This is a genomic window from Bordetella avium (genome assembly GCF_034424645.1).
Classification (GTDB): Bacteria; Pseudomonadota; Gammaproteobacteria; order Burkholderiales; family Burkholderiaceae_B; genus Bordetella; species Bordetella avium.
Genome location: NZ_CP139969.1, coordinates 1,283,194 through 1,309,038 on the forward strand (window position 1 = coordinate 1,283,194; position 25,845 = coordinate 1,309,038).

Annotated in this window: 28 protein-coding genes and 1 tRNA gene; 16 read left to right on the forward strand and 13 right to left on the reverse strand. The window is 58.7% G+C overall.

The window, feature by feature from the left end; translation table 11 throughout:
- Nucleotides 1-19 precede the first annotated feature (19 nt).
- The 4 genes from U0029_RS06140 to U0029_RS06155 form a co-directional block, all read right to left on the reverse strand.
- Nucleotides 20-388 carry a hypothetical protein gene (locus U0029_RS06140; protein WP_114852919.1) on the reverse strand — a complete coding sequence of 123 codons (369 nt, stop codon included), beginning with the start codon at nucleotides 386-388 and terminating at the stop codon, nucleotides 20-22.
- Nucleotides 385-840 (reverse strand): Panacea domain-containing protein, encoded by a 456-nt coding sequence (locus tag U0029_RS06145; RefSeq protein ID WP_114852920.1) that lies wholly within the window; start codon nucleotides 838-840, stop codon nucleotides 385-387. Before U0029_RS06145 ends, U0029_RS06140 begins: the two co-directional genes overlap by 4 nt.
- A gap of 389 nt (nucleotides 841-1,229) precedes the next feature.
- The gene (locus U0029_RS06150) at nucleotides 1,230-1,514 is read right to left on the reverse strand and encodes an XRE family transcriptional regulator (protein WP_114852663.1); all 285 of its coding nucleotides are present in this window, start codon (nucleotides 1,512-1,514) and stop codon (nucleotides 1,230-1,232) included.
- Nucleotides 1,515-1,556: 42 nt separating this feature from the next.
- Complete coding sequence (locus tag U0029_RS06155; protein WP_162790385.1) at nucleotides 1,557-1,721, reverse strand: hypothetical protein; 165 nt, start codon at nucleotides 1,719-1,721, stop codon at nucleotides 1,557-1,559.
- A gap of 618 nt (nucleotides 1,722-2,339) precedes the next feature.
- On the opposite strand from U0029_RS06155, the gene U0029_RS06160 reads away from it, so the two are divergent.
- Both U0029_RS06160 and U0029_RS06165 read left to right on the forward strand, forming a co-directional pair.
- A complete protein-coding gene (locus U0029_RS06160) occupies nucleotides 2,340-2,768 on the forward strand; it encodes a bleomycin resistance protein (RefSeq protein WP_012417989.1) in 429 nt (142 codons plus the stop codon).
- A gap of 150 nt (nucleotides 2,769-2,918) precedes the next feature.
- The gene (locus U0029_RS06165) at nucleotides 2,919-3,128 is read left to right on the forward strand and encodes a cold-shock protein (protein ID WP_012417988.1); all 210 of its coding nucleotides are present in this window, start codon (nucleotides 2,919-2,921) and stop codon (nucleotides 3,126-3,128) included.
- A gap of 132 nt (nucleotides 3,129-3,260) precedes the next feature.
- Here the strand turns inward: U0029_RS06165 and U0029_RS06170 are convergent, their stop codons facing one another.
- Both U0029_RS06170 and U0029_RS06175 read right to left on the reverse strand, forming a co-directional pair.
- Complete coding sequence (locus U0029_RS06170) at nucleotides 3,261-3,980, reverse strand: DUF2569 domain-containing protein (RefSeq protein ID WP_012417987.1); 720 nt, start codon at nucleotides 3,978-3,980, stop codon at nucleotides 3,261-3,263.
- 606 nt (nucleotides 3,981-4,586) lie between these two features.
- Nucleotides 4,587-4,847 (reverse strand): hypothetical protein, encoded by a 261-nt coding sequence (locus tag U0029_RS06175; RefSeq protein WP_012417986.1) that lies wholly within the window; start codon nucleotides 4,845-4,847, stop codon nucleotides 4,587-4,589.
- A 188-nt stretch (nucleotides 4,848-5,035) separates the two neighbouring features.
- Here U0029_RS06175 and U0029_RS06180 point away from each other — a divergent pair, with 188 nt between their 5' ends.
- Complete coding sequence (locus U0029_RS06180; RefSeq protein ID WP_114852626.1) at nucleotides 5,036-5,677, forward strand: HD-GYP domain-containing protein; 642 nt, start codon at nucleotides 5,036-5,038, stop codon at nucleotides 5,675-5,677.
- A gap of 385 nt (nucleotides 5,678-6,062) precedes the next feature.
- Here U0029_RS06180 and U0029_RS06185 read toward each other — a convergent pair whose 3' ends face one another.
- Complete coding sequence (locus U0029_RS06185; protein WP_012417983.1) at nucleotides 6,063-6,374, reverse strand: hypothetical protein; 312 nt, start codon at nucleotides 6,372-6,374, stop codon at nucleotides 6,063-6,065.
- A 160-nt stretch (nucleotides 6,375-6,534) separates the two neighbouring features.
- Between U0029_RS06185 and U0029_RS06190 the strand changes: the two genes are divergently transcribed.
- Nucleotides 6,535-6,780: a hypothetical protein gene (locus tag U0029_RS06190; protein WP_012417982.1), complete on the forward strand. Its 246-nt coding sequence runs from the start codon at nucleotides 6,535-6,537 to the stop codon at nucleotides 6,778-6,780.
- 104 nt (nucleotides 6,781-6,884) lie between these two features.
- On the opposite strand, the gene U0029_RS06195 is transcribed toward U0029_RS06190, so the two are convergent.
- Nucleotides 6,885-8,321 carry an aminotransferase-like domain-containing protein gene (locus tag U0029_RS06195; protein ID WP_114852627.1) on the reverse strand — a complete coding sequence of 479 codons (1,437 nt, stop codon included), beginning with the start codon at nucleotides 8,319-8,321 and terminating at the stop codon, nucleotides 6,885-6,887.
- A gap of 484 nt (nucleotides 8,322-8,805) precedes the next feature.
- Here U0029_RS06195 and U0029_RS06200 point away from each other — a divergent pair.
- The 6 genes from U0029_RS06200 to U0029_RS06225 all read left to right on the forward strand — a co-directional run bounded on the left by U0029_RS06200 (nucleotide 8,806) and on the right by U0029_RS06225 (nucleotide 11,924).
- A tRNA-Met gene (locus tag U0029_RS06200) sits at nucleotides 8,806-8,882 on the forward strand.
- A gap of 155 nt (nucleotides 8,883-9,037) precedes the next feature.
- Nucleotides 9,038-9,376, forward strand: coding sequence for a hypothetical protein (locus U0029_RS06205; RefSeq protein ID WP_012417979.1), 339 nt, complete (start codon nucleotides 9,038-9,040; stop codon nucleotides 9,374-9,376).
- A gap of 138 nt (nucleotides 9,377-9,514) precedes the next feature.
- Nucleotides 9,515-9,646: an entericidin A/B family lipoprotein gene (locus U0029_RS06210; RefSeq protein ID WP_012417978.1), complete on the forward strand. Its 132-nt coding sequence runs from the start codon at nucleotides 9,515-9,517 to the stop codon at nucleotides 9,644-9,646.
- Nucleotides 9,647-9,743: 97 nt separating this feature from the next.
- On the forward strand, nucleotides 9,744-10,172 hold the full coding sequence (locus U0029_RS06215) for a BPTD_2524 family lipoprotein (RefSeq protein WP_012417977.1): 429 nt from the start codon (nucleotides 9,744-9,746) through the stop codon (nucleotides 10,170-10,172).
- 9 nt (nucleotides 10,173-10,181) lie between these two features.
- The gene (locus U0029_RS06220) at nucleotides 10,182-10,544 is read left to right on the forward strand and encodes a hypothetical protein (protein ID WP_012417976.1); all 363 of its coding nucleotides are present in this window, start codon (nucleotides 10,182-10,184) and stop codon (nucleotides 10,542-10,544) included.
- A gap of 84 nt (nucleotides 10,545-10,628) precedes the next feature.
- Nucleotides 10,629-11,924: an aspartate carbamoyltransferase gene (locus U0029_RS06225; RefSeq protein ID WP_012417975.1), complete on the forward strand. Its 1,296-nt coding sequence runs from the start codon at nucleotides 10,629-10,631 to the stop codon at nucleotides 11,922-11,924.
- Between the two features lie 45 nt (nucleotides 11,925-11,969).
- On the opposite strand, the gene U0029_RS06230 is transcribed toward U0029_RS06225, so the two are convergent.
- The 4 genes from U0029_RS06230 to U0029_RS06245 all read right to left on the reverse strand — a co-directional run bounded on the left by U0029_RS06230 (nucleotide 11,970) and on the right by U0029_RS06245 (nucleotide 17,433).
- A complete protein-coding gene (locus U0029_RS06230; RefSeq protein WP_012417974.1) occupies nucleotides 11,970-12,872 on the reverse strand; it encodes a recombination-associated protein RdgC in 903 nt (300 codons plus the stop codon).
- A 526-nt stretch (nucleotides 12,873-13,398) separates the two neighbouring features.
- Nucleotides 13,399-15,069, reverse strand: a complete 1,671-nt coding sequence (locus U0029_RS06235; RefSeq protein WP_012417973.1) for an MFS transporter — start codon at nucleotides 15,067-15,069, stop codon at nucleotides 13,399-13,401.
- Between the two features lie 179 nt (nucleotides 15,070-15,248).
- Complete coding sequence (locus U0029_RS06240; protein ID WP_012417972.1) at nucleotides 15,249-16,634, reverse strand: sensor histidine kinase; 1,386 nt, start codon at nucleotides 16,632-16,634, stop codon at nucleotides 15,249-15,251.
- Nucleotides 16,635-16,737: 103 nt separating this feature from the next.
- The gene (locus tag U0029_RS06245; protein ID WP_114852628.1) at nucleotides 16,738-17,433 is read right to left on the reverse strand and encodes a response regulator transcription factor; all 696 of its coding nucleotides are present in this window, start codon (nucleotides 17,431-17,433) and stop codon (nucleotides 16,738-16,740) included.
- Nucleotides 17,434-17,765: 332 nt separating this feature from the next.
- Between U0029_RS06245 and recA the strand changes: the two genes are divergently transcribed.
- A complete protein-coding gene (gene recA / locus U0029_RS06250; RefSeq protein ID WP_012417970.1) occupies nucleotides 17,766-18,827 on the forward strand; it encodes a recombinase RecA in 1,062 nt (353 codons plus the stop codon).
- A gap of 24 nt (nucleotides 18,828-18,851) precedes the next feature.
- Nucleotides 18,852-19,391: a recombination regulator RecX gene (recX, locus tag U0029_RS06255; RefSeq protein WP_114852629.1), complete on the forward strand. Its 540-nt coding sequence runs from the start codon at nucleotides 18,852-18,854 to the stop codon at nucleotides 19,389-19,391.
- Between the two features lie 12 nt (nucleotides 19,392-19,403).
- Here recX and U0029_RS06260 read toward each other — a convergent pair whose 3' ends face one another.
- Entirely contained in the window at nucleotides 19,404-20,324 is a 921-nt protein-coding gene (locus U0029_RS06260) for a LysR family transcriptional regulator (protein ID WP_012417968.1), read from the reverse strand.
- A gap of 139 nt (nucleotides 20,325-20,463) precedes the next feature.
- Between U0029_RS06260 and metE the strand changes: the two genes are divergently transcribed.
- The 4 genes from metE to sucD all read left to right on the forward strand — a co-directional run bounded on the left by metE (nucleotide 20,464) and on the right by sucD (nucleotide 25,658).
- A complete protein-coding gene (metE, locus tag U0029_RS06265; RefSeq protein ID WP_114852630.1) occupies nucleotides 20,464-22,764 on the forward strand; it encodes a 5-methyltetrahydropteroyltriglutamate--homocysteine S-methyltransferase in 2,301 nt (766 codons plus the stop codon).
- Nucleotides 22,765-22,981: 217 nt separating this feature from the next.
- Entirely contained in the window at nucleotides 22,982-23,584 is a 603-nt protein-coding gene (locus U0029_RS06270; RefSeq protein ID WP_012417966.1) for a DUF2889 domain-containing protein, read from the forward strand.
- Nucleotides 23,585-23,594: 10 nt separating this feature from the next.
- Nucleotides 23,595-24,755 carry an ADP-forming succinate--CoA ligase subunit beta gene (gene sucC / locus U0029_RS06275; protein ID WP_012417965.1) on the forward strand — a complete coding sequence of 387 codons (1,161 nt, stop codon included), beginning with the start codon at nucleotides 23,595-23,597 and terminating at the stop codon, nucleotides 24,753-24,755.
- Between the two features lie 21 nt (nucleotides 24,756-24,776).
- A complete protein-coding gene (gene sucD, locus U0029_RS06280) occupies nucleotides 24,777-25,658 on the forward strand; it encodes a succinate--CoA ligase subunit alpha (protein WP_012417964.1) in 882 nt (293 codons plus the stop codon).
- Nucleotides 25,659-25,845: the final 187 nt, after the last annotated feature.

Below are 25,845 nucleotides of genomic sequence, written 5' to 3' on the forward strand. Positions count from 1 at the left end.
TCGGAGTGCGGAGCCGAAGTTAGTCGGTCTTGTGTTCGAGATTCTCACTCTTCTTCCTGTGAAATGGCGAGAAGCTCAAAAGCTTGTCAATGATGCGTTCGACTTCTTGGACGCCGCAGTGGCGTGCATAAACAGTTAGGCCGAATACTTGGATTAGTCCGATGACAATTTGTCCGGCCCAGCCCGGCATCTTGCTGAAAAGATAGCCATCGACCAAGACAACAATGATGGCGACAAAAAGAAAGCGTTCTTCCCGGCGCTGATCTCGTTCCTTCTCCAGGCTCGCAGATAGCTGTGCCATGGCCTTGTCCTGACTGACTGACCGCTCACTCTCCTTCAGAGAGTCGTCAATAAGATTGTCGAACTCGCTTTTGCCGTCAGTGCTCATCGGTTGCCGAAACGCTCTTTGTACTCGTTAGCAATGAGTTCGTCAGGAATGATGAGGTTGCGGAAGTATGGATCGTAAACGCGTCCCCAGGCGCCACGCTCATCATGGACCATCTCAACTAAGCGGAATGCGGGAACGTTGCGAAGCTTGTCGACGGCCTCGTTCAATGTATCCATTTCTTCGCTGTCCAGGAATGGCTCCAAATCTTGGACGGAGTGAAATACATCTTTGACGGTGTCTGCACCAAACGATGAAGCACGCCGATAGACACTTGGCAGTACGGGGCCATAGTCCCACGCTTCAAACATCTCGTCGTGGATCAGCGGGCGCCCAGTCCTGCCCAAGTGGATCATGTGGGCGATGTAGAGAATTTTCTGCAGTTGCAGATTTGTTAGCGTCCAATCAGACGCCCTGCAAGCGTACTTTGCTGCTTCCAAAGCAGTCACGCTCATAGTTGCCTCCAATTGTTGTGAAAAATTAACGCTAAACCTGTCAACTGTACTTTAATACAGCAACTAGGTGCAATCTAGTTGTTGGATACGGCTGTTGCTCGGACACATCTAGTCTCGCCTAGCACGGCCTCGGTGAGTATGTCCCGACGCTGCGGGGTAGGCTGACCAAGTGAACGGGCTTCTGGGCTGTGTGCAGGCGTTGGGCGTGCCCGAATAGAGGGGCTGACGGGCGAGAGTGCCCAAGATGGCTCGAGCAAATCGGCGCTTCTCTAGCGCAAATAACAAAGCCCCGCACAAGGCGGGGCTCTGGCCTCCGATACGAGTGCTGACACTATCGGACTTCAGCGCAAAGGTGACACAGCTCGCTTTGCAGGCGGAATCAGTATAGATCAATCGCGGAGCGGTTCGGCAAACTCGAAGTCTGCTCCGATCTCCCTCATTTTCTCCAGCACGGTTTCTATCTGCTCATCCGAGAGGGACAGACGGGCGGCGAGCAAAAAGAGCATCGTCGGGTTCATTTCCCTGGGCGACGCGCCGCCCGTGTACTTTCGCCATTGCCGCCCATCGGAGACTCCTGCAAGGTCGGCCAACTGGTTGCCTGTCAGGCCTAGACTTTCTTTTAGCCTTGCAAGGTCATCAATGTCTGGCGGCGTGTAGTTGCGAAAGCCTTTCATAGTCCACATCCCCCTCCCGCTTTCGCGGAAGGGGCCTTGTTATTAGAGGAACAGCTTGGTGAGGGTCACTACTGCTGTTGCCAGCGCCGCTCCGATCACCAGGGGATACCAGCGGGCTTCGGCGTTGATCTTTACCGTCTCAGCCATCAGCTTTGAGATTTCGGCTTGAATCTTTGCCAGTTGCGCTTCGGTCATTTGCTTTTCCATTTCTTACTCCCTCTTGGGGTTGGGGCCTCACGTGTTGCAAGGCCATGTGTGTATATTAGGCCCATTGGGCCTAATTGTCAAGAGGGAAATGTGAGGTTTTGCACTAAATGTTTGCTTCGCTCCGTGGGCGGGGGCCATCCTGCACGATAGCCAATCAATGCTTGCTGCGCTTTCTTTGATCATACGGCACAAGCCGGCCAAAAGGGGCAGCAGCAACCTCGATATTGGAGGGGGTGTGTCTGGGGATTTTTCGACATACCAGGCGCGAGAAGGCTAATTTGGCGCGACTGGCGCGACAATAAAGTCCTGAAAAATCAATCCTCTACCGTATCGCGCATGGTGCGTTAATTGACTCATAATCCGTTGGTGCCGAGTTCGACTCTCGGGGGGCCTACCAAAAAATCCTGTTTAATCAGGTCGTTACAGCCGCCAGCAATGGCGGCTGTTTTGTTTCTAGCGCCTGCTGTTCTCGCTCTCCCATCTTTGGTTTTCCTGGGATTCCATGCCGCGGGGCAAGAGAGTTGCCGCAAAATAAAGGGGGGGGGCTTGGTAACGCCGCCTTCAGTCTTTTTCTGGTGGTGGTCTTGCTTGTGTTTTCGATAGCTTCGGGAGGGGCGTATGGCGTTTCGTGGTGCGAAGCTGGTGCCTGAGTTGTTGGTCCGCGATATTTCCGCCAGCCTCGGTTTCTGGGTTGATACCTGCGGATTTTCCGTGGCCTATGAGCGTAGAGACGAGGGGTTTGTTTATCTGGATCTTGATGGAGCCCAGATCATGCTGGAGGAGTTGGGGCACGGAAGAAACTGGATTACCTCGATGCTTGACGCTCCCCTGGGTAGAGGGGTCAATTTCCAGGTAGCGGTCTCTGACGTTCAGCCGCTACTTGTCAGGCTGCGTGCGTCAGGGTGTTCCCTGTTTATGGAGCCGGAAGACAAGTGGTACCGCAGGGGTGGGGTCGAGTCGGGTGTTCGGCAGTTTCTTGTGCAGGACCCCGATGGGTATCTGATCCGTTTTCAGGCAAGTCTGGGGAGCCGCTCGGTGAGCGGGTGATTGTGCTCACCCTCTGTCCTGCCCGGGAGCGGGGGTTTTTGATGAATCTGTGGCCAAATGGCTGCTATTTGGTAACAGGTATATCTTTATTGGCAGGAGAGGTTCATAGTACTCAAGGGAGCAAATTTCCCTGTAAATTTAGGACGAACATTGAAAACTGAAACTGGTGTAGTGAAGTGGTTTAACAGCGAAAAAGGCTTTGGTTTCATCGCTCCGGAGTCTGGCGGCAAAGACCTCTTCGCGCACTTCTCCGAGATCGTTGGCACGGGCTTCAAGTCGCTCGAAGAGAACCAACGCGTCTCCTTTGTGGAAGGCATGGGCCCCAAAGGTCCGTGCGCGACGAAAATTGAAGTGATCTAAAGCGATCGCATTTGGCGGTTTTACGCCAAAGCTAGGGCTGACCTTGGGTTGTATCGGGTCAGCCCTTTCTTTTTGTTTGGTGTTTGGGCGGGGCGAGCAGGGCTTATCGAGGAGGCTGGCTTGCCAGCGGTTTCAGTACAGTTGTCCGAAATAGGTATTCCGAACCCGACGCGATTTTTTCAGGTACGCCGTCCAGAGAATGGCGCCCAGGATGCTGCTGAGGAATGGCCCCATGGCACCAGTGTCAAGATACGTTGGGATCGACACCTCAAGGATGAAAATGCCTGCCAAGGCGACGAGAATCTGGCAAAACGGGCCCGAGAACCACAGCGCCTTGATGGCCAGCGTCACGGAGTCGGGAGCATGGTGTTTGCGCAGACGCTGTCCGGCGAAGAGGTTCAAGGCAACACTCGTCAAGACAATGCACCACATCGTGATCTTGTAGGTCGACCACTTTGCAATGGAAAGCAGCTCTGGGTACTGTTTTTCTGCTTCGTTGAGTTCGATCGCGGTAGAAGCGATGTTTCTCAGTGGCGAGAACAGCATCAGTACGATGATGAAGAGAAGCAGCCAGCCGCCGACGCCTTTGGGGCCCGCCGTGGGCACGGAGTCTGTGCGCCGCAAAAAGGGCAGGCGGCCGTTATCTGATTTGGCATTGCCGGACAGTCTGGCGATTCCCCATGCTATCCCCTGCAAGATAGCGAAGCTCACGATGCCCAGTCCGAGGTTGCCTATGACTATCCCGATAGCCCGAGGGTTGCCCATGGCCACCAGTATGCAGACGGTCAATGCCAGCCAGGCCAGGATTGACAATACCCTGGCGACGATTCGAAGTCCGTGATTGATAGGCATTTTTTGATTATCAGCGTGGCATGTGCAGGCATTAACCCAAACATTTTGTCACACTAAGCGGGGGGGCCTCTCTTCGCCGCTCGTGCCTAGGCTTAGTTGCCGTAAAACATCGTATTTTTAGAGTTTTTCCCTATAGCCATCACCAATGGCGCTAAGGGGAGCAAAATGCTTCTTGGAAGATTGCGCAATAGGCGGTGTGTCTCGTCTACCTGATCGATACCGCGCAAGACGGCTTGATTCCGCCTGAATGCCGGGCTAGATCAGGGCGTATTCTCGAGGTTAAGGTAATCATTAGGTGCGAAACCGCAGGTTTGGCGATAGGCCTTGGCAGGCTTTGCCTGGTGTCCACAGACCTATGCAGCCAGCTGTTTCACGATTGCTGCGAGCAGTGCGGGGCCGCCGCATAGGGCCGATGGGTCGACCCTGATCTGCGCTTTCAGGCGGCAGGGTCTGCGGCGCTGTCGCAGGAGAAAACGGTGGCGTTCTCAGTAGGCCGTATCGTATCCAGGGTTCTGGCGATCAAGGCTCAAGGAGGCCGGCGCGCCTGAGTCGGCGGCCGGGCTGTGCCCGGCGGCTATCAAAAAAGCCTGAGTACTTCTGGCGAAATCAGAAGCGGCTGTGTTGGTCGAAGGGAGCCTGTTCCAGGTTGGGGGCATGGAGTTCGGGCGGTTCGCCATTCAGGCTGGCGATCTGGATCTGGGCCAGGCGGGTTGCTTCATCGATAGCGTTCTGAGCGGAGGGAAAGCGTTCCTGGACCTCTATTCTTTGCCCAGCCTGGCCGGGAGACACAAGCAGATAGCTGATGCTCCAGTTGCCATCACTGCCGCTTGGCTGTTCAACACGGAAATCCCATTTGTCAGCGCTCATATTGCCTCCAGGTAGAAGCCTTTATCTTATCCCGGCCTATATGGGTCGGGCCATCAAAGTGAATGGGGACGGTACGTTGTCATACTCTGCTACAATTTATCTCTTCTATGCTGTTACGCTGCTGTTATGTCAGTCTCCTCCTTTGCACCGCAGGGGCGCAGGGCCTTGGCCTTGACGCAGGTTCACTGATGCCGGCGAAACCGATCGACCGCATCCGTGACCTGTACGCCGCGTTAGCGCTAAGAGACCCGCATTCGGCGGCTCATTCCCAGCGTACCGCACAAATCGCCGTCGCAATGGGCGCAGGCATGAATCCCGCCGAACTTTATGTGCTGGCAGTTGCGTCGTTGTTGCACGACATTGGCAAACTGTCGATTCCGATGCGGATTCTGAACTTCAAGGGACGCTTGAGCGCCGAGGACTGGACGCGCATGCAAGGCCACTCTGCGATGAGTGCGCGCCTCGTGCGCATGGCTGGACTCCCACTGGGGGATGAAATTGCGCTCGCCGTGCGGCATCACCATGAGAATGTGGATGGCAGCGGCTATCCCGATGGCTTGGCCGGAGAGCAAATCTCGCTGGCCGGGCGCATTATTTGCCTGGCTGATGCCTATGACGCCATTTCTTCGGCGCGCGCTTACCATCGCGACCGTACGCATGATGAGACGATGGGGATTCTGTCCAGAGAGGTGGGTCGCAAATGTGATGCGGGCGTATTCGAGCGCTTTCGGCATGAGGTCGAGCCGTGCCTGCGGCAGTCGTGGCCTTGGCCTGACGAGGATCGCGCCGTCTGGGAGCCGATCGAAGCCTACCTCGCCGCCCAGCACTGAGCGGCGTAGCGTTGAAACTGGCCTGCGCCCGTCACTTGGGTTTCCGGCGGTTTGTCATTCCACTGTCTCTTGGCGTCCATGTCCATTTCGCGCTGCGAGATCGTGCGGATCACAGGCAGTGTTCGGTTGAGCTATTGCTTAGAAAACGACGGTGGCCGGGCAGCATCTGCTGCCAACAGCGCCAGGCCGCTGTGCTGGGCAAATAATGCCAGCAAGGCGAGCAGGCAGGGCAGACCCACGTGTAGAGCAGGGTAAAGGACTTGAGGCCGCTAGGAAGGCGGTTGCGAGACATGACGATGCCTGTAGTGCACACATCGTCATGCCTAGACCGGCTGTCATCGAGAAAGCATCAAGCTGTCGTGCCGGACCTAATCAAAGGACGGGGTCAGTTGGCGTTTTTGGCGGGCCGGTTGGGTGGCAGATCGCAGCTGAAGGTAACGATTGCCTCTTTGGGCATCAGGCCGGTGGCATGGTTGGAACTGATGTCCGGGCGTGCGTAGCGCCGCTCCAGGGTGCTGCAGTAGTCCTCTGCCTGCTTGCGCGCCTGGTTTTTGATTTCCACCCAGGTCATGGCCTCGATGCCGGCGTTGTAGCGGACTTGATAGCGGTCTTTGTCCACGCGCTTGATCTCGCTGCTGGCGCCACAAGCGGAAAGCAGAGCAAGCGCGCAAAGCGGCAGGGCAAAACGAAAAAGCATGTCGGTTTCCGGAGGCGAGAGTCGAATTCCCTTATTTTATGTCAGAGCTTATTCCCGGGTCGGCCTTTGTAGGGGGGAGGGGCTCTGCCCGGTGTGCAAAAGGCGCGTGCTAGCATCCGCCCATCTGCCGCGCGAGCGGTGTTTCACATAGAGGTGCTTCATGGATATTCAGGAACAGATTGCCGTTATCGTGCATACGGTATCTCATCAAGGCGGCCGCATCGACGCGTTGAATGCTGCGCTGGCCACGACGCTGCATTTGGTCAAAGAGTCGCCCGGTCTGAAGCAGGCGATCGAGGCTCAGCTCGAAAAAAACTATTCCACGCTGTTGTCCCGCTCAGAGAACCCTCAATATGTGGCAGGTTTTGAAAGTGTGCGGGAAACGGTGTTGGCTGCTTTGAAGTAAATGACTTTGATAAAGACTTATCCACTGCTTTTGTGGATAAGTCTTGGGATAGCCGCTAGATAAGCCTACATTTCTTTTGTGTGACAAGGACTTGTGGCTTCGGGTCAATTCTGGTGCGATGCAATGATGGCGCCCAGCTTGCGCAAGGCTTGCGCCGCTTTTTCCGCGTCCGGCTCGGCGCAGGACAGGCGCAGATAATGGTCGTATCGACCGGAGTTCGAGAAAATGGCCCCGGGTGCGACCCTGATGCCAGCGTTCAGGGCCTGCTCAAAGATGGCCATGCCTGAACTGCCTTCGGGCAGCTCTACCCATAGCAGCATGCCTCCTGGAGGCAAGCTCAAGCGGGTGCCAGCAGGAAATTCGCGGGCGATGCATTCCGCAGCATGCTGGCGCTGCCGTGTCAGTTGCGAACGCAGGCGCAGGAGGTGTCTGTCATAGGCTTTGGTTGCCATATAGCTGGCTGCGGCCACCTGGCCTGCTGCCTCATTAGGGCGGCTCTGGGCGTATTTCAGCATATCGATGCGGGCCTGCCAGCGGCCTCCCATCATCCAGCCTAGACGCATTCCCGGCGCCAGGGTTTTATGCAGGGACGAGCAGTAAATCACGCGGCCTTCGCGATCCCAATGTTTGATGGCGCGTTGCGGGCCGTTGTCGGCCAGCGCGCCATAGGTGTCATCTTCGATGAGGGCGATCTGATGCGCTGTGCACACTTGCAGCAGCCCTTGCTTGTCGGCATCCGGCATGACACATCCCAGCGGATTTTGCAGATTGGGCACAACCACAACGGCGCGGATGTCCGTTTGTCCGCGCAGCGCGAATTCCAAGGCTTCGACCGAAAGGCCGCGCTGCGGACTGGTAGGGATTTCCAGTGCGCGCAGCCCCAGGCTTTCGAGTATTTGCAGCAAGCCAAAATAGGCCGGTGATTCGATCGCGATCGTATCGCCAGGCTGGGTGACGGCGCGCAGCGCCAGATTCAGTGCTTCGATACAGCCATGGGTCACGATGATGTCGCCGGCGGTTGCCCGGATGCCGCAGTCCATCGCGCGGCGCGCCAGCACGGCGCGCAACGCTGGCGCGCCTTGCGGTGGCGGGGTGCGGGTCAGGATTTCCGGGTCCATGCGCAAACTGCGGCTCATGGCTTCGCGCAGGGCCTTATGCGGGAAGGCGGCCGGCTGGGCGGAGGCCAGCGCAAAATTGATGGCCAGAGGCGCTTGCTCGCACCGTGCAATGAAATTGGACACGCGGGCATGAATGCCGACATAGCGAGCCGGGTCGGCCGCCGCACGCATATCGGGTTCCGTGGCGGGCGTCAGGTGCGTCGTGGACAGACGCCGGACAAAATAGCCGGAACGTGGGCGGGCCTCCACGAGGCCGTCGTCTTCCAGGCTGCGGCAGACTTGCAGGGCGGTGCCGAGACTGACCTGGTGTGTGCGCACTAGCGTGCGTACGGATGGCAGGCGCGTGGCGGGCGCCAGTGCGCCGGATCGGATGGCATCGCGATAGTAATCGGCGAGGCGTTGGTAAAGCGGCTGGGCGTGCATGGGGCGGATGATGCCGGGCAGCGTTCAAGCCGCACAGACACAGGCTATCGAGAAAAGCACCATAACAGAACGCGTCCAGGCCGTCTGTTGTGTCGCAAATCTCGGTGGCGTGTGACTGTTTTCCATTGCCCGGACCGCGCAAGCTGGCGTTATGTCTGATAAGGAGAGTGGCATGCCGTCCGAACACGATTTTTCGTACCCGCGAGCGCTGGCTCGCGGGCAGTATGAAACGCACTACGCCCGTGCCGGGGACCAGATCATTTGTCTGGAGGAATGGCTTGGCCTGTCGGTGCATCAGCCCTGCCTCTACGATGCCGTGTTGCGTGCGGGCGAGTCGTATTGTTTTCAGGCGGGAGGGCTGTTCGAGCTGCGGGGCGAACGCAACAGCCTGGTCGTTTATTTGCGTACACAACCGGTTTTGCGTAGAAAACTATCGTGCGCCGTGCAGAGTATTTCAAAATGGTGTACTATTCGTTTCATCAGACGCGGGGTGGAGCAGTCTGGCAGCTCGTCGGGCTCATAACCCGAAGGTCGTAGGTTCAAATCCTGCCCCCGCAACCAAATTTAAAAAACCCCCGGCTTCCATGAAGCTGGGGGTTTTTGTTTTCTGCGTCGGGTATTTTTTTGCCTTCAGCTCGGTATCGCTCGGTATTGGTTTGCGAGCCCGGTCCCTTGCGCTACCATTCCCCCACAAGCAGCCTAGAGGGGAGCAAAAGATGGGAACGGCAAAATACGATCATCCCGGCTTTGTCGCGGATACCGGCGTGCAAGGCAGGTTCGTGATTGGTGTGTGGTGCCCGCATGGCTTTCCGGCCCACATTCATATCGGGCGTTTCAGGCCGGGGGCGCCGGCGGAACCCAATTTGCGCCTGCGCATTCCTGATGGGGTTTTTCAGTCCATCTCTGATGACATGGAAAAACTCTGTCGCCGAGCGTTGGGCCAGGCCATCGAAGAAAACCTCCTGATCGATGTGGATGGCGCCTACCAGGAAACCCGCTTCCGTATCGACGCGGTCCCGTGGGCTGGGCCTCTGCAACCCTTGATTCCCGCTTGAGTCCGCCTGCTGTCAGGCGTTTTTCCCGGCTGTCTCGCTTAAGACAAAGCTTCGGGGCTGGAGTATTCTGGCTGCGTCTGGCTTGCCCGGATTCAATTTGTGATCTGCTGTTCTTATCCGAAAACGAAGGAGATCCTCATGAAACAGAAAGCCTTGATGGTTATTGTTTTGGCGTTGGCGGTGGTGTCTGCAGGTTGTAATACGATCGCTGGCGCCGGGAAGGATATTGAGCGGGGCGGCGAGGCGATTCAGGGTGCTGCCAAGAAATAAGATTCAGGCAGGTCTGCGGCAAGGCGCACAGGCCTTGTCGCGCTAAAGCTGTTGCATAATCTTCGCTTCGATGTTTTTGCGACAGAGGGGCTGTGTCATGCGCTTAGGACTGGGGGTGGCAGCTATCGCCATTGCGTTGAGCGGCTGCGCGAGCAAGGGCCTGATGGAGCCGGGTGCCCAGGGGGTTTCCCAGGAGTTTCTTGTTAATGCAGATCCGATGGCGGCATTCCGCCGTGCTAGCGAGTATGTGCGGGTCTGTCATGAGGTTCGCGCTCATCCTTATCAGGTCGAATACGGCGGTAAGCGTGTCATCGGCCAACGCGGACTGCCGCACGAGGTGCTGGTTCATCAGCTTGGCGAAGAGGCTAAGATTCTTGAGCGCATTCAAGTCCAGGAGGCCGAGCGGGCCAGCCAGGCGCGCGTCAAGGTGATCGTATTGGGTGGCGGTGTGTGGGATGGTGCCGAGATCGCCGCGGCCAAGCAGTCTATCGAGTCGTCCACGCCGGTCTGCCGGGCGCTGGAGTAGGGCGGGGCCATGGTAAGTTGTGTCGAGAATGGCGCCGCTTTGCTGCTGGCGCCTGCTTTGCGCTGGCTGGCCTGGTTAAACAGTATGGCCAGCTTGTTGCTGGCGGCGTTCTCGCTGGGTATCGTGGGTGCCGAAGTGGCGCCAACTGATCTGTCCTGGCCTTTATCCTGTTTTTTGGCGGGTGTGCTGGCGGTTGCGTTGGCGTATCTGCTGTTTGCCGCCACTCAGGCGCTGCGCGGCAAGACTTGGTTGTTCTGGCCGGTGCTGGGGGTGGCGGTAGCGAGCTATGGGGTTGCCGTACTGGGTTTTGCTGCGGGCTGTTGGCTGACGCTTGGAGATGCATCTGCCATCCCGGACGGCGGCTGGTCTTGAGCGTCGTTTTTGCGCAATCGGCTTTACTGTGGATGTTGGCTGGAATAATATGCGCAATGCGTATATTTATTTAGGCTGCCCGCCATGTCCATTTCCCAGCAAGCTTTTCTTCGAGACGCAATGCGTCGTCTCAATCTTACTCGCGACGTGTTCGCTGCCCGCATCGGTGTCAAACGCCGCGCGCTTGATACCTGGTTGTTGCCAGAGGGTTCGCAAGAGTTTCGCGCGATGCCCGAGGTGGTCGAGCGTTTTGTCAGCGAAATTGTGCAGAATCGCGATCTGCTGGAAAAATATACGCAAAGCGCACAGGCAGGTCCCTTGCGTGATCGAATTGCCTACAACGGTAAGCATCAACTGATCTCGGTCGATCAGTTCACACGTGAGTCCGTCGAAGAACTCTTCCGTGTTGCCGACATGATGCAGCCCATCGCACGGCGCCAGAAAGTGTCTCGTGTATTGGAAGGTGCGGTGTTGGGCAATCTTTTTTTCGAGGCCAGCACGCGCACGCGGGTGAGCTTCGGTTCGGCATTTTGCCGCCTGGGCGGCTCGGTGTGCGACACGACGGGCTTTACGTTTTCGTCCATGGCAAAGGGCGAATCCATCTATGACACCAGCCGCGTGATGAGCGGCTATGTGGATGCGATGGTGGTTCGCCATCCCGACAAGGGTTCAGTTGCCGAGTTTGCCGCAGCCACGAATATTCCTGTGGTCAATGGCGGCGACGGCCCGGGTGAACATCCCAGTCAGGCTTTGCTGGATCTCTACACCATCCTGACGGAGTTCTCGCGTTTGGGCAAACTGCTCGATGGTGCGCATATCGCCATGGTGGGGGATCTGAAATACGGCCGAACCGTGCATTCGCTGATCAAGCTGTTGTCGCTCTACAAGGGTTTGCGTTTTACCCTGATCGCGCCGCCAGGGTTGGAGATGCCCGACTATGTGCTTGAGCAGGCTGCGCGCAACGACAATACGATTGAGCAGAAGTCGTCTCTGGCCGATGGTCTGCCAGGCGCAGACGTGATTTACGCCACGCGGGTGCAGAAAGAGCGTTTTGCCAGTGAAGAGGCAAGCGAGGGCTATACCTCAGAGTTCCAGATCAACCGCGCCATGGTTGACCGCTATTGCGGGCCGGACACGATTGTGATGCATCCCTTGCCGCGCGATAGCCGCCCTGGCGCTAATGATTTGAGCGTGGATCTCAATGATGACCCGCGCATGGCCATTTTCCGGCAGACGGACAATGGCATCCCCGTGCGCATGGCCATCTTCGCCGTGTTGCTGGGGGTTGAGGGTCTGGTGCAGCATTCGATGAGGGACGTCACCTGGCGTCATCCATCGCACATCGGTCCTGATGACTCCGTGTTTCACGGTCTGGACTAATCGCTACGCTTGAACCAGCGCCGGCGGCGCTGGTTCTTGAAAAGGTCAGCCCCGCTTTTCACCACCCAAGGCTTCGACCAGGTCGGCCAGCATCTTGGCCAGTTCGCCTGTCATGAGGGCCATGTCGGAGTCAAACTTTTCGTCCTCATTGCCGGCGATGTGGTTGTCGGGGTTTTCTTTGAGGACGTCCAGTGGGGCGACGCGCTTGATGTCCAGGGATTCGGTCAGCACGAAAGACACGCGATCGGCCCAGGTCATGGCGAGGCGCGTGCATTGCTTGCCAGACTGAATATGGCGGCGCACGTCATCGGCATCGATGCTGTGCTTGACGTAGCGGATCGCTGCACGGCTTTCGCCAGAGGCGCGCAATTCCGTATCTTGATCAATGGAGAAATTCGCCGGAGCTTCATCGTTGGCCAGCCAGCCTGTCATGGCTGCGGCAGGCGATTGCGCCACGTAGAGGTTCTCTAGGGGAAGCGGGTCTACTGTTTTGACCAGCATGCCTATGACTTCGTCAGCTTTGGCCGAGGCAGCGGCGTCGATGACCAGCCAATGGTTGCGGGTATCGATCCAGACGCGCGTGTCGCGATAGACGCTGAAGGCCCTAGGCAGGAGCTCTTCGGTGACGCGCTCCTTGATTTCTTTCATCTGTTTGCGGCCGGGCTTGTAGCCCTGCTGCTCTTCGATTTCCTGGGCGCGGGCGCGTGCAACCTGGTTGACGACCGTGGTCGGCAGCAGTTTCTTCTCGGCTCGCAGAGACAGCAGGATCTGGCCGTTGAGGCTGTGCGCCAGACTGGCGTTCTCACATGGCGAGATCCAGCCCAGGCTCTGCATTTCGAGGTTGTTGCCGTTTTGATAGGCGTGCCGCGCAAGGCTTTCTTCAAGCTGTTCGCCGGTCAGCGTCCAGGGAGCGGACAGTCGATAGATCTTGAGATTCTTGAACCACATGGCGTCGGGCAAAAGCGTAGATTCTATACGAGGGTAGGGACGACCGCATTGAATAATCCACGCATAGTGCGCAGAGGGGCTGTCATTCTGACTTGTTCAAGCGGGGGAAGAGGGGTAAGGCTGCGCGAGCTCAGAAAAAGACGGCCCGGCATAGGCCGGGCCGATACGGTGCACACAATAGCGCGTCAAAAAATGCTCGCGGGGAACGCGCTATCGGTGTCAAATTGCTGGCCCTGCGACCTACGTCCAGGGGATCGTTTGTCCGTGGGTGTCGTGCAAGACCGCTATCTGATTGCTCAGTCTAATAGGGTTGGTCTGACAGTGTCCTGAAAGGGGGGCTGTGGCGGCATGATTTGAGACCGTGGCGCGGGCCTGTATGTCTTGGTGAGCAGCCGCTTGCAACGCCGGCAGGCCTGTTCAATGAGTCCACGCTCTGGCTTTGGCGCAAGCTGGCCAAAAAAAAAGCTCCCTAAGGAGCTTGAAAGAGCCGGATTGGCGCAGCGGTCCAACCCGGCGGGGATGGGGCTTACGCGTTGATGTCGTTGTCTTTGGTTTCGCGTACAAACAGGGCGCCGATGACGAGCGTCATGACGGCGATGATGATGGGGTACCACAGGCCATCGTAGATGTTGCCGGTCGCCGCGACCACGGCAAAGGCGACAGGGGGCAAGAAGCCGCCGAACCAGCCGTTGCCGATGTGGTACGGCAAACTCATGGACGTGTAACGGATGCGGGTCGGAAACATTTCGACCAGCATGGCGGCAATGGGGCCGTACACCATCGTCACGTAGAGCACCAGGATGGTCAGCAGTACGACGACCATCACATTGTTGGTTTGTGCCGGGTCAGCTTTGGCGGGATAGCCGTGAGCGCGGATCGCGGTGGTGAGCGCTTTGTCCAATTCGGCGGCCTTGGCTTTGAATTCGGCCGGGCTCAGTGCCTTACCGTCAAACGACGAGAACTCGTCATTGCCTATCTTGACCGTGGCCACGGAGCCGGGGGCTGCCTTTTGGTTTTCATAGTTCACCGAGTTGCGGGCCATGAAGGACTTGACCACGTCGCAAGAGCTGGTGAACGAAGAGGTGCCAACGGGATTGAACTGGAAGGAGCAGGTGGCCGGGTCCGCAATCACCGTGACCGGGGCAGAGGCCTGGGCCTGGGCAAGGGCCGGGTTGGCATAGTTGGTGATCGCCTTGAAGATAGGGAAGTAGGTCAGAGCGGCAATCAGGCAACCGGCCAGAATGATGGGTTTGCGGCCGACCCGGTCAGATAGCGCGCCGAAGATCACAAAGAAAGGCGTGGCGATCAGCAACGCGAGCGCAATCATGATGTTGGCCGTGTTCGGATCGACCTTCAGCGTTTGGGTGAGGAAGAACAGGGCGTAGAACTGCCCGGTGTACCACACCACGGCCTGGCCGGCAGTCAGGCCCAGCAGCGCGAGCAACACCACCTTGAGGTTGCGCCATTGGCCGAATGATTCGGCGATCGGCGCCTTGGAGCCTTTCCCTTCTTCTTTCATGCGCTGGAAGGTCGGCGACTCGTTCAACTGCATCCGAATCCAGACCGAGATGCCCAAGAGCACGACCGAGATCAGGAAGGGGATACGCCAGCCCCAGTCTCGGAAGGCTTCTTCGCCGATGTAGTTGCGCACGCCGAGAATGACCAGCAGTGACAGAAACAGGCCGAGCGTCGCCGTGGTTTGAATCCAGCTAGTGTAGAAGCCGCGTCGGCCATGGGGGGCGTGTTCAGCCACGTAGGTTGCCGCCCCACCGTACTCGCCCCCGAGCGCCAGACCTTGCAGCAGGCGCAGCACAATCAGAATGGCGGGTGCCGCAATGCCGATCGTGCTGTAGCTGGGCAGAACGCCGACCAGAAAGGTCGACAGACCCATTAGGACAATAGTCACCAGGAAGGTGTATTTGCGGCCTACCAGGTCGCCAAGACGGCCAAACACCAGGGCGCCGAACGGGCGCACGGCGAAACCCGCAGCAAAGGCCAACAGCGCGAAGATGAAGGCCGCTGTGGGATTCACGCCCGAGAAAAAGTGCTGCGCGATGATGGCGGCCAGCGAGCCGTATAGATAGAAGTCATACCATTCAAAGACGGTCCCCAACGACGAGGCGAAAATCACCCGACGTTCGTCCTTGGTCATGGGCCTGGGCTCCGTCTTGGGGCCTGACACGGTTGTTGTACTCATGATGTCTCCTCGTTATCGGCCGGTGGTGTTCCACCGTGCTCGGTACCCTGGGCTTATGGCGGCGCAGGGCATGACTGCCAAAGTAAGGAGCGAGACTGACGGGGTTCTGACGTAACCCTTACCTGAACCTTAATTATGTAACTTAATGCATCACTCGCTTGGGAGCTTGCGGGCATTCCCTAGGTCAGGGTTTCGGGCTCATCGGCAGGATAGGTGCCGTAATAGTTGAAGGTGACGACGATACGCGTGCCGGGAAGGTCGGAGTGCCGGCTGGGGTGAGATTCGATGTGTACGCCGGCACGGTGTTTCTGCGCAATTTCGCGCACGATGGCCAAGCCCAGCCCACTGCCATCCGACAGGGTGCCTAGCACGCGGTAGAAGCGGTCAAAGACGCGCTCGCGTTCTTCGGGGGGGATGCCGGGGCCACTGTCCTCGACTTCCAGCACGGCGTGCTCGGCCGTTTGGCGCACACGTACTGTGATATGGCCACCGCTAGGGGTGTAACGCAGCGCGTTATCGACAAGATTGTTGATCATTTCACCCAGCAGAATCGGATTGCCCATGATTTCCACGGGAGCGTCGCACCCTTCAAAACCAAGGTCTGCATTCAGCGACAACGCCTGGGGAACCCAGTTCATGGTCTGTTCCGAGGCGATGGCATTGATATCCACTGGCGCCAGTCCGGTGGCGTCCGGCGTTTCTGCTCGAGCGAGTAGCAGTAACTGATTGACCAGGCGGGTGGCGCGTTCCGAACTCGCGACAAGCTGCCTCAAGCTGGATTGCATTTCATCGGGACTGGCGTCGCGCAGCGCCAGTTCGGCCTGAGTGCGTAGCCCGGCCAGCGGTGTCTTTAGCTGGTGCGCCGCATCGGCGACAAAGCGTCGCTGCGCTTCGACGTTGGCCGAAAGTCGGTTCAACAGTTCATTCATGGCGCCGACCAGAGGCGCGATTTCGGAAGGGGCGGCGCGCTCGTCGATGGGGGATAAATCGTCTGGTCGCCGCGCCCGCAGTCGCTGTTGCAGGGCATTCAGCGGCGCGACGCCGCGCGACAGGCCGAACCATACCAGCAGTACGGCCACCGGCAGCACCACGAATTGAGGAATGATCACGCCCTTGATGATGTCGTTGGCCAGTTGCGCGCGTTTCTCGCTGGTCTCGGCCACGATCAGCAGCGGCGGCTGGCTGCCGGGCAGGTGCAGATCGACCCAGGTGTAGGCCATCCGGACGTTGAATCCGCGCAAGGTATCGTCGGCATACCGCACTTGCCCTGGGCGGGCTTGGCCGGCCAGGGGCGGCAAGGGCAGGGCACGGTCGCCGCCTAGGTACTCGCCATGGCTGCCCAGCACCAGCCAGAACACGCTATCGGTTTCATCCGCACGCAAGAGCTCGCGCGCGGCGCGGCTCATGTGGAGAGCGGCTCTGCCATTCTCGGCCTGCACTTGGCTGGCGATGAGGCTTAAATTATTGGCCAGCGCACGATCGTAAGGAACGTTGGCGATGTTTTGCGCCACCACATAGGTGATGGCCACGCTCATGGGCCACAGGAGAAACAGCGGCGCCAGCATCCAGTCCAGGATTTCGCCCAGCAATGAGCGTTGCGGCTGCGCGAAACTCGGTCCCTGGGCGTTTTCGCGCAGCGCCTGGAGTGCGGCTTCGTCGATGGCCGGATCAGCTGGCGAGGGGGTAGGTGGCGGCACCCTGATCGCGTTCCAGGCAATAACCCAGTCCACGCACAGTAATGATCTTGACTCCGCTGGGCTCAAGCTTTTTACGCAGACGATGGACGTAGACTTCGATTGCATTGGTGCTGACTTCTTCGCCCCATTCGCAAAGGTGGTCGACCAACTGCGTTTTGCTGACCATGCGGCCGCTGCGGCTTAGCAAAATTTCCAGCAGGCTGACTTCGCGGGCCGATAGGTCCAGGGCATGGTCATCCACCGTGGCCACGCGTCCCGTCTGGTCAAAGACCAGACGGCCATGGCGGATAAGGGTCGAGCCACCGCCGGCGCCACGGCGTGTCAGGGCTCTTACCCTTGCCTCGAGTTCCGATAGCGCGAAGGGTTTGGCCATGTAATCGTCGGCCCCCAGGTCCAGGCCTTTGACGCGCTGTTCGACACTGTCGGCCGCCGTCAGAATGAGTACAGGCAACAAAGAATTGCGCGCCCGTAAACGGCGCAACACTTCCAGCCCCGTGACTTGAGGCAGGCCGAGATCGAGAATGAGAAGGTCAAAGGGCTGTGCGGCTAGCGCGGAGTCTGCCGCCATGCCGTCGCGCACGGCATCGACGGCGTAGCCGTTGTGCCGCAGCGAGCGCGACAGCCCGTCGGCAAGAATACTGTCATCTTCGGCAATCAGGATGCGCATGCGACACCGTGGGTTTGTCCGGCGCGTGCCGGGGCGTGTATCGGAGCGGCCACTCTTGGCGTCTGTTTGGCGCTGGCGGGTTGCCCCTTCGTCTTGTGCGGCGCATTCTGTCACAGGCCTTCCGCCTTGCCACTCAGGGAATACGTGGAAAACTTAGACATGCTGTTTGTTTGTACAGTATAATCCGATGCCATAATTCCACGTCCGCGTGGACAATGCCCCACGCAGCATGAACCGCTTATGCATGACCGTTTAAGCATGATCGCTTAAGCATTACTGCTTGTGCATGAACCGCTTGCCCGGCCTGAGGGCGCACTTACATAGGACTCTCCATGGACGAAAAAACCAGCAAGGCTGCGTCGGAAAAAGCTAAAGCCCTGGCTGCCGCGCTTTCCCAGATCGAAAAGCAGTTCGGCAAAGGCTCGATCATGCGCTACGGCGATAACGAGGTTGAGCACGATATCCAGGTTGTTTCGACCGGTTCGCTGGGCTTGGACATCGCGCTGGGTGTCGGCGGGCTGCCGCGTGGCCGCGTGGTTGAAATCTATGGTCCGGAATCGTCGGGTAAAACGACGCTCACCCTGCAGGTCATCGCCGAAATGCAGAAAGTGGGCGGCACCTGCGCCTTCGTCGACGCCGAGCATGCGCTCGATGTCCAGTACGCTTCCAAGCTGGGCGTCAATCTCGGCGATCTCCTGATCTCCCAGCCCGACACGGGCGAGCAGGCGCTCGAGATCACCGACGCGCTGGTGCGTTCTGGCTCTGTTGATCTGATCGTGATTGACTCTGTCGCCGCGCTGGTGCCGAAGGCCGAAATCGAAGGTGAGATGGGCGATGCCCTGCCTGGTCTGCAGGCCCGCCTGATGAGCCAGGCGCTGCGCAAACTGACCGCCACGATCAAGCGCACCAATTGCATGGTGATCTTCATCAATCAGATCCGCATGAAGATCGGCGTGATGTTCGGCAACCCTGAAACCACCACCGGCGGCAACGCACTGAAGTTTTATTCTTCCGTGCGTTTGGACATCCGTCGTATCGGTTCCATCAAGAAAGGCGACGAGGTGGTCGGCAACGAAACGCGCGTCAAGGTCGTCAAGAACAAGGTGGCGCCGCCGTTCAAGCAGGCCGAGTTCGACATCATGTACGGCGCCGGTATTTCTCGCGAAGGCGAAATCATCGATCTGGGTGTGGCGGCCAACGTGATTGAAAAATCCGGTGCCTGGTATAGCTACAGCGGTAACCGCATCGGCCAGGGCAAGGACAATGTGCGCGAGTACCTCAAGGAAAACCGTGCCATGGCCATCGAGATCGAAAACAAGATCCGCGATAACCAAGGCATCGTAGCCCGTGCGGCGGAGTTCGCTCCGACGGCCGAAGAAAGCGCGGAAGACTGAGGCCCCTCCTCATTCGCTTTCCCTATGTGTGCTTTCCCGACCGCCAAAGAACGGCAGCGCGCGCGCCTCGAAGACGAGTTTGAAACGCTGGCCAGCGAGCCTGCCGAAGTGCCGGCAGCGCGCAAGGGCCTCAGTCTCAAGGCGCGTGCGGTCGGCTATTTGTCGCGTCGAGAACATTCGCGTGCTGAGTTAGCGCGCAAACTGCGCCCCTATGCCGAAAGCGCCGAAGACATCGAGACGGTGCTCGACGCCTTGCAAAAAGAGGGCTGGCAATCCAATGCGCGTTTTGCACAAAGCCTGGTGCACCGTCGTGCGCCGCGCCAGGGAACGGCGCGCATTGTCCAGGAATTGCGCCAAAGCGGTGTTGACGATGCCGAGATTGCCGCGGCCAGCGCAGCTTTGCGCGCCACGGAGTACGAGCGTGCGCGGGAGGTTTGGTGTCGCCGCTACGATGAGAAACCCCAGGATCGCAACGCTTACGCTAAACAGGCCCGTTTTCTCGCGTCACGCGGCTTTGCCCATGACGTCATCCGGCGTCTTCTGGGCGACTCGCAAGACGAATAAGGTTTTCTTGCCTCAGTGTTTGACGCTTTTGATGCCTGAGAGCGTCCTGAAGCAAACCTCGCGGGCAATCGTCAGAAACTCTCCGATATAAGAGGCCTCCCGGTCTTCGCTGCGCACGGTGGCGTACAGCGTGCGCCAAACGCCTTGAGGTCCCAGGCGCAGGAGTTTCAGGGGGGCGTGATTCACGTATTCGGTGACGGCCCAGTTGGGTAAGGCGGCCACGCCCCGATTACTGTTGACCAGTTGCACGATGATGGGGGTGAGTTCCGCCCGCCGCAGTGCTGCGGGCTCGATATCGGCCGGGTCAAGAAACACGGTAAAGATGTCGAGCCGCTGCCGGTCTACCGGATAGGTGATGAGAGTCTGGTCGGCCAGTTGTTCCGGTGTGACGTGCTTGAGTTCGGCGAGAGGGTTGTTTTCCGATACGGCCAGGACCAGCTCATAGCGAAAGAGTGGCAAGTACTCGATGGAGTCCAGCGCTTGCGGATCTGACGTGATGACCAGATCAAGATCGCCCCGGACCAGAGCCGGGAGAGGAGCGAAAGAGAAGGCTGCGGATAAGTCCAGCGCGACATCGGGCCATTGCAGTCGAAAGGCGTCTAGGGCGGGCATCAGCCATTGAAAGCAGGAGTGGCAATCGATCGCCATATGCAGGCGGCCGGTGCGCCCGGCGGCCAGGCGCTGCAACTCTCGTTCGGTCGCGCGCAGGCGTGGCAGCACTTCATCCGCTAGCGCGACTACGCGCAAGCCGGCCGTGGTCAAGCGGGCAGGACGGGTGCGGCGGTTGAGCAGGGGGGTGCCCAGGCGGGTTTCGAGGTCGCGCAGCTGGTGCGAGAGTGCAGATTGCGTCAAATGCAGCCGGTCAGCGGCTTCTTGCAGGCTGCCGCCGTCGCGGATGGCGGAGAGCGTTTCGAGGTGGCGGATTTCAAGCATGCGCTTATCGTTGGGACGAAACCCTTATTGTATGAATACTTCTCAAGTAATGCTTGTCAACATTGATTTTTATTAGCGGAGATTTACCCGCAGAATACCGGCACGACTTGAATGTGCTTTGTCTTGACCAGGTATTCATATGACTATTACTCATAATTTGGGTTTTCCGAGGATAGGCGCCCAGCGTGAGCTGAAACGCGCCGTCGAAGCCTATTGGGCCGGCAAGCAAACCGCAGACGAATTGTTGGCCACTGGTCGTGCCTTGCGTGCTGCGCATTGGCGGCGTCAGGCGGATAGCGGCCTGCGTTTCGTGCCGGTTGGCGATTTTGCCTGGTACGACCATATCCTGGAGTGGACGACGCTGTTGGGCGCTGTACCTGCCCGTTTTGCTCAGCCTGAAACGCAGGCGGTCAGTCTGGACACCCTGTTTCGCATGGGGCGTGGCCGGGCGCCGAGCGGCAAACCCGCTGCGGCCTGCGAAATGACCAAGTGGTTCGATACCAACTATCACTACATCGTGCCGGAACTCGTTCCGGGTCAGACCTATCGTATCGCCCGTGAGGATCTGTTTGAACAGGTCCGGGAAGCACAGGCGCTCGGCTATGCCGTCAAGCCCGTCATTCCCGGTCCGCTGACCTGGCTCTACCTGGGCAAGGGCGACGCCTTCCAGCAAGGCGCTTCCGATGAAGACAAGCTCAAGCTGCTGGCCAATCTTCTGCCCGTCTACCAGCAGGTTCTGAAGCGTCTGGCCGATCAGGGGGTGGAGTGGGTCCAGATCGATGAGCCCATTCTGGCTCTGGATCTGCCCGCCGCGTGGCGTGATGCTTTTGGTCTAGCCTATGCGCAATTGGCGGGCAGCCCGGTCAAGGTTCTGCTGGCGACTTACTTTGACGGCCTCAAGGACAATCTGTCCACCGTGGCCAAACTGCCTGTTGCCGGTCTGCATGTGGACTTGGTGCGCGCACCGGAGCAACTGGACGACGTGGTCGAGGCGCTGCATGCCGATCAGGTGCTGTCCGCAGGAGTCATCAATGGCCGCAATGTCTGGCGCACCGATCTGGATCAGGCACTGAGGAAGCTGGAGCCGGTGGTCAGGCAACTCGGCGACCGCCTCTGGCTGGCGCCGTCGTGCTCGCTCTTGCATGTGCCGGTCGATCTGCTTGCCGAGACCGAACTAGATGCCGAGCTCAAAAGCTGGCTGTCGTTCGCCTCTCAAAAGCTCGACGAGTTGAGCTTGTTGGGCCGTGCGCTGGATGGCGACAGTTCGCAAGCGGTGCAAGAGGGGCTGGCGGCGCAGCGTGCCGCGCTGGCCGCTCGCCGCTCGTCGCCACGGATTCATAATCCGGCTGTCGGTCGCCGCATGGCGGCTTCGGAGCAGGTCTCACGTGACCGCGCGCCGTTCGCAGAGCGTATCCGGCAGCAGCAGGCGCGTTTGAATTTGCCCCCCTTCCCGACCACCACCATCGGTTCCTTCCCGCAGACGGCGGAAATCCGTGGGTTGCGCCGTGACTGGAAGTCGGGCGCCTTGAGCGATTCCACTTACGAAGCCCTGATTCGCAAGGAAATCGAAGCGGTCATTCGTTTTCAGGAGAAAGTAGGGCTGGACGTTCTGGTTCATGGCGAACCCGAGCGTAATGATATGGTCGAGTACTTCGGCGAGCTGCTGGCCGGTTTTGCCTTCACCAAGAACGGTTGGGTGCAAAGCTATGGATCGCGTTGCGTGAAGCCGCCGATCATTTTCGGTGACGTGGCCCGCCCCGCGCCGATGACAGTGGGGTGGTCTTCGTATGCGCAGTCGTTGACCGACAAACCTGTCAAGGGCATGTTGACGGGCCCGGTCACCATTTTGCAATGGTCCTTCGTCCGTGACGACCAGCCGCGCGAGGCCACATGTCGCCAGTTGGCGCTGGCCTTGCGCGACGAAGTGCTCGATCTGGAAAAGGCGGGCGTCAAGGTGATCCAGATCGACGAGCCTGCGATCCGGGAAGGTCTGCCGCTGCGTCGCGCCGATTGGCAAGCCTACCTGGACTGGGCCGTAGATTGCTTCCGATTGAGCACGGCCGGCGTGGCGGATGATACCCAGATCCACACGCATATGTGCTACTCGGAGTTCAACGACATTATCGAATCCATTGCTGCGATGGATGCCGACGTGATCACGATCGAGACCTCGCGCTCCAATATGGAGCTGCTAAAGGCCTTTGAGGATTTCCATTATCCCAACGATATCGGTCCTGGTGTGTATGACATTCATTCGCCCAACGTACCTGACGTGGACTGGATGGTTGGCCTCATGCAAAAGGCGGGGGCCAACCTGTCCAAGGAGCGTTTGTGGGTCAATCCTGATTGCGGTTTGAAGACCCGTGCCTGGCCTGAAACCGAGGCTGCCCTAATCAGCATGGTTCAGGCGGCTCGCACGCTGCGCCAGGCGACTTCCTGATTGCTTGGCTTGACGGTTTTGCATGGCCCACGCCGTCCGGCGTGGGCCATTGCCGCCAGCGGGACGGTGGTTTAGCCGGTTTCCTGGCATGCGAGCTTAAACCGCTTGCCGGAATCGCTTTTTTTGCACTGCGCAATGACGTCGCGTCATTGGGAGGGGCTGCGTTATACTTTGGGGGTTTTGCTGCCTTAAGCTCAAAGCTGCCTACAGGCCCTCCATGCCTTTGCCTTCGCCCGATGTCTCTCGTCATCCTTTGCACACGCGTTCTATACGCGTGCAGAGCTATGGGCGCGAAGATGGGCTGTATGACCTCGAAGCCGAGCTCATCGACATCAAGGGCTACGATTTTCCGAAGCGCAATGGAGAGATCTTCAAGGCGGGCGACCCGATCCATCACTTGCATTTGCGCATCACCATAGACGAGCAATTCAATATCGTGGCGGCCATCGCTGTCTACGATGCCGCTCCCTATGGCGCCGCCTGTACGGAGATAGACGAGGCTTATGGCGGCCTGGTTGGCTTGAACCTCCTGAAAGGGTTTCGTAACCGGGTCAAAGAGCGTTTCGGGCGTGTGCAGGGTTGTACCCACATGACCGAGCTTTCCCAGGTCTTGCCCACGGCAGCGGTTCAGACGATGGCCAACCGCCGGCGCGAAACCGTCAATGAGGATCAGCGTCCCTTCCAGTTGGATGGCTGTCATGCATTGCGCACAGACGGGATCGTCGTGCTTGAGTACTATCCCCGGTGGTACACGGGGGATGACGCGCAAGATATGGCTGACGCGACATCCGAGTCACCTTCTTTTTCTCATTCGTCCTGACAGGTAACACATGAAAATCCACGAGTATCAAGGCAAGGAATTGCTGAAGCAATTTGGCGTCCCAGTGCCGCGCGGTATTCCCGCTTTTTCCGTAGAAGAGGCTGTGGCAGCTGCCGAGAAGCTGGGCGGCCCGGTCTGGGTCGTCAAGGCGCAGATCCACGCCGGTGGCCGCGGCAAGGGCGGCGGCGTGAAGTTGGCCCGCTCGCTGGATGAAGTCCGTCAACTGGCTTCGCAGATCCTGGGCATGCAACTGGTCACGCACCAGACCGGCGCGCAAGGCCAGAAGGTCAACCGTCTGTACATCGAAGACGGCGCCGACATCCAGAAGGAATACTACGTTTCGCTGGTTACCGACCGTGGCACCCAGAAGGTTGCCCTGATCGCCTCGAGCGAAGGCGGCATGGACATCGAAGAGGTGGCGCACTCCACCCCCGAGAAGATCATCACCGAGTACATCGACCCGATCGTTGGCCTGACCGACGCTCAGGCCAAGAAGGTCGCGGACGCCATCGGCATGCCTGCCGACTCGACCGCCCAGGCCGTGGACGTGTTCAAGAAGCTGTATCAGTGCTACATGGACACCGATGCTTCGCTGGTCGAAATCAATCCCCTGAACCGCGACAGCAAGGGCAATATCATCGCCCTTGACGCCAAGTTCAACTTTGATTCGAACGCGCTGTTCCGTCACCCGGAAATCGTGGCCTACCGCGATCTGGACGAAGAAGACCCGGCGGAAATCGAAGCCTCCAAGTTTGACCTGGCCTATATTCAGCTCGACGGCAACATCGGCTGCCTGGTGAACGGCGCTGGCCTGGCCATGGCGACCATGGACACCATCAAGCTGTTCGGCGGCGAGCCGGCCAACTTCCTGGACGTCGGCGGCGGCGCCACGGCAGAGAAGGTGACTGAAGCCTTCAAGATCATGCTCAAGAACAAGGGTGTGAAGGCGATCCTGGTCAACATTTTCGGCGGCATCATGCGCTGCGACGTCATCGCCGAAGGCGTGATCTCCGCGTGCAAGGCCGTCAACCTCAGCGTGCCGCTGGTTGTGCGCATGAAGGGCACCAACGAAGAACTCGGCAAGAAGATGCTCGCCGAGTCCGGCCTGCCCATCATCAGCGCCGACACCATGGCTGAAGCCGCGACCAAAGTCGTTGCTGCCGCTAAGTAATAAATTGCCAAGGATTCACAAATGTCGATTCTGATCAACAAGGACACCAAAGTCATCACCCAGGGCATCACGGGCAAGACGGGGCAGTTCCACACCCGTATGTGCCGTGACTATGCCAATGGCAAGGCCGCTTTTGTGGCGGGTGTGAACCCCAAGAAGGCCGGCGAAGACTTTGAAGGCATTCCCATCTACGCCTCGGTGAAGGATGCCAAGGACGATACCGGCGCCACCGTGTCGGTCATCTATGTGCCGCCCGCGGGCGCCGCTGCCGCCATCTGGGAAGCTGTCGAAGCCGAACTGGCTCTGGTGGTTTGCATTACCGAAGGCATCCCGGTCCGTGACATGCTGGAAGTCAAGAACCGCATGCGCGAAAAGGGCAGCAAGACGCTGCTGCTGGGCCCCAACTGCCCCGGCCTGATCACGCCTGACGAAATCAAGATCGGCATCATGCCCGGTCACATCCACCGCAAGGGTCGTATCGGCATCGTCAGCCGCTCCGGCACGCTGACGTACGAAGCCGTGGCGCAAGTCACTGAACTGGGCCTGGGCCAATCCAGCGCCGTGGGTATCGGTGGTGACCCGATCAACGGTCTGAAGCACGTTGATGTGCTCAAGCTCTTCAATGACGATCCCGAAACCGACGCTGTCATCATGATCGGTGAAATCGGTGGTCCGGATGAAGTTGCTGCGGCCGAGTGGGCCAAGGACAACATGAAGAAACCGGTGGTTGGCTTTATCGCTGGCGTTACCGCCCCTCCGGGAAAGCGCATGGGTCACGCTGGCGCACTGATCTCAGGTGGCGCCGACACGGCCGATGCCAAGCTGGAAGTCATGGAAGCCTGCGGCATCAAGACCACGCGCAACCCCTCTGAAATGGGCAAGCTGCTGAAGTCGGTGCTGTAATTCGGCTCAAGCGCATTGCGCAGGAAACCCGCCCATGTGGCGGGTTTTTTTTGGCGCTTAGGGCTTGTGCTCCCATGGGCTGGCGGCTCTTGCCATTTCCTAGGCCAAAGAAAGTTTTAAGACAGAACTTAGAAACTATAATGAAAGGTTGCGGCGTTATGCGCCTCATTCATTCGCGCACTGAAAA

What these genes read in the sequence shown, in the direction of transcription:
- U0029_RS06140 (WP_114852919.1), bottom strand. Translation starts at nt 388, where the DNA reads ATGAGCACTGACGGCAAAAGCGAGTTCGACAATCTTATTGACGACTCT.
- U0029_RS06155 (WP_162790385.1), bottom strand. Translation starts at nt 1,721, where the DNA reads ATGGAAAAGCAAATGACCGAAGCGCAACTGGCAAAGATTCAAGCCGAA.
- U0029_RS06240 (WP_012417972.1), bottom strand. Translation starts at nt 16,634, where the DNA reads ATGCTGGCGCCGCTGTTTCTCCTGTGGCCCATGAGCGTGGCCATCACC.
- recA (WP_012417970.1), top strand. Translation starts at nt 17,766, where the DNA reads ATGGACGAAAAAACCAGCAAGGCTGCGTCGGAAAAAGCTAAAGCCCTG.
- U0029_RS06160 (WP_012417989.1), top strand. Translation starts at nt 2,340, where the DNA reads ATGGCGTTTCGTGGTGCGAAGCTGGTGCCTGAGTTGTTGGTCCGCGAT.
- U0029_RS06260 (WP_012417968.1), bottom strand. Translation starts at nt 20,324, where the DNA reads ATGCTTGAAATCCGCCACCTCGAAACGCTCTCCGCCATCCGCGACGGC.
- U0029_RS06215 (WP_012417977.1), top strand. Translation starts at nt 9,744, where the DNA reads ATGCGCTTAGGACTGGGGGTGGCAGCTATCGCCATTGCGTTGAGCGGC.
- U0029_RS06185 (WP_012417983.1), bottom strand. Translation starts at nt 6,374, where the DNA reads ATGCTTTTTCGTTTTGCCCTGCCGCTTTGCGCGCTTGCTCTGCTTTCC.
- U0029_RS06235 (WP_012417973.1), bottom strand. Translation starts at nt 15,069, where the DNA reads ATGAGTACAACAACCGTGTCAGGCCCCAAGACGGAGCCCAGGCCCATG.
- U0029_RS06190 (WP_012417982.1), top strand. Translation starts at nt 6,535, where the DNA reads ATGGATATTCAGGAACAGATTGCCGTTATCGTGCATACGGTATCTCAT.
- U0029_RS06270 (WP_012417966.1), top strand. Translation starts at nt 22,982, where the DNA reads ATGCCTTTGCCTTCGCCCGATGTCTCTCGTCATCCTTTGCACACGCGT.
- U0029_RS06170 (WP_012417987.1), bottom strand. Translation starts at nt 3,980, where the DNA reads ATGCCTATCAATCACGGACTTCGAATCGTCGCCAGGGTATTGTCAATC.
- U0029_RS06225 (WP_012417975.1), top strand. Translation starts at nt 10,629, where the DNA reads ATGTCCATTTCCCAGCAAGCTTTTCTTCGAGACGCAATGCGTCGTCTC.
- recX (WP_114852629.1), top strand. Translation starts at nt 18,852, where the DNA reads ATGTGTGCTTTCCCGACCGCCAAAGAACGGCAGCGCGCGCGCCTCGAA.
- U0029_RS06150 (WP_114852663.1), bottom strand. Translation starts at nt 1,514, where the DNA reads ATGAAAGGCTTTCGCAACTACACGCCGCCAGACATTGATGACCTTGCA.
- U0029_RS06180 (WP_114852626.1), top strand. Translation starts at nt 5,036, where the DNA reads ATGCCGGCGAAACCGATCGACCGCATCCGTGACCTGTACGCCGCGTTA.
- U0029_RS06205 (WP_012417979.1), top strand. Translation starts at nt 9,038, where the DNA reads ATGGGAACGGCAAAATACGATCATCCCGGCTTTGTCGCGGATACCGGC.
- U0029_RS06220 (WP_012417976.1), top strand. Translation starts at nt 10,182, where the DNA reads ATGGTAAGTTGTGTCGAGAATGGCGCCGCTTTGCTGCTGGCGCCTGCT.
- U0029_RS06230 (WP_012417974.1), bottom strand. Translation starts at nt 12,872, where the DNA reads ATGTGGTTCAAGAATCTCAAGATCTATCGACTGTCCGCTCCCTGGACG.
- sucD (WP_012417964.1), top strand. Translation starts at nt 24,777, where the DNA reads ATGTCGATTCTGATCAACAAGGACACCAAAGTCATCACCCAGGGCATC.
- sucC (WP_012417965.1), top strand. Translation starts at nt 23,595, where the DNA reads ATGAAAATCCACGAGTATCAAGGCAAGGAATTGCTGAAGCAATTTGGC.
- U0029_RS06245 (WP_114852628.1), bottom strand. Translation starts at nt 17,433, where the DNA reads ATGCGCATCCTGATTGCCGAAGATGACAGTATTCTTGCCGACGGGCTG.
- metE (WP_114852630.1), top strand. Translation starts at nt 20,464, where the DNA reads ATGACTATTACTCATAATTTGGGTTTTCCGAGGATAGGCGCCCAGCGT.
- U0029_RS06175 (WP_012417986.1), bottom strand. Translation starts at nt 4,847, where the DNA reads ATGAGCGCTGACAAATGGGATTTCCGTGTTGAACAGCCAAGCGGCAGT.
- U0029_RS06210 (WP_012417978.1), top strand. Translation starts at nt 9,515, where the DNA reads ATGAAACAGAAAGCCTTGATGGTTATTGTTTTGGCGTTGGCGGTGGTG.
- U0029_RS06145 (WP_114852920.1), bottom strand. Translation starts at nt 840, where the DNA reads ATGAGCGTGACTGCTTTGGAAGCAGCAAAGTACGCTTGCAGGGCGTCT.
- U0029_RS06195 (WP_114852627.1), bottom strand. Translation starts at nt 8,321, where the DNA reads ATGCACGCCCAGCCGCTTTACCAACGCCTCGCCGATTACTATCGCGAT.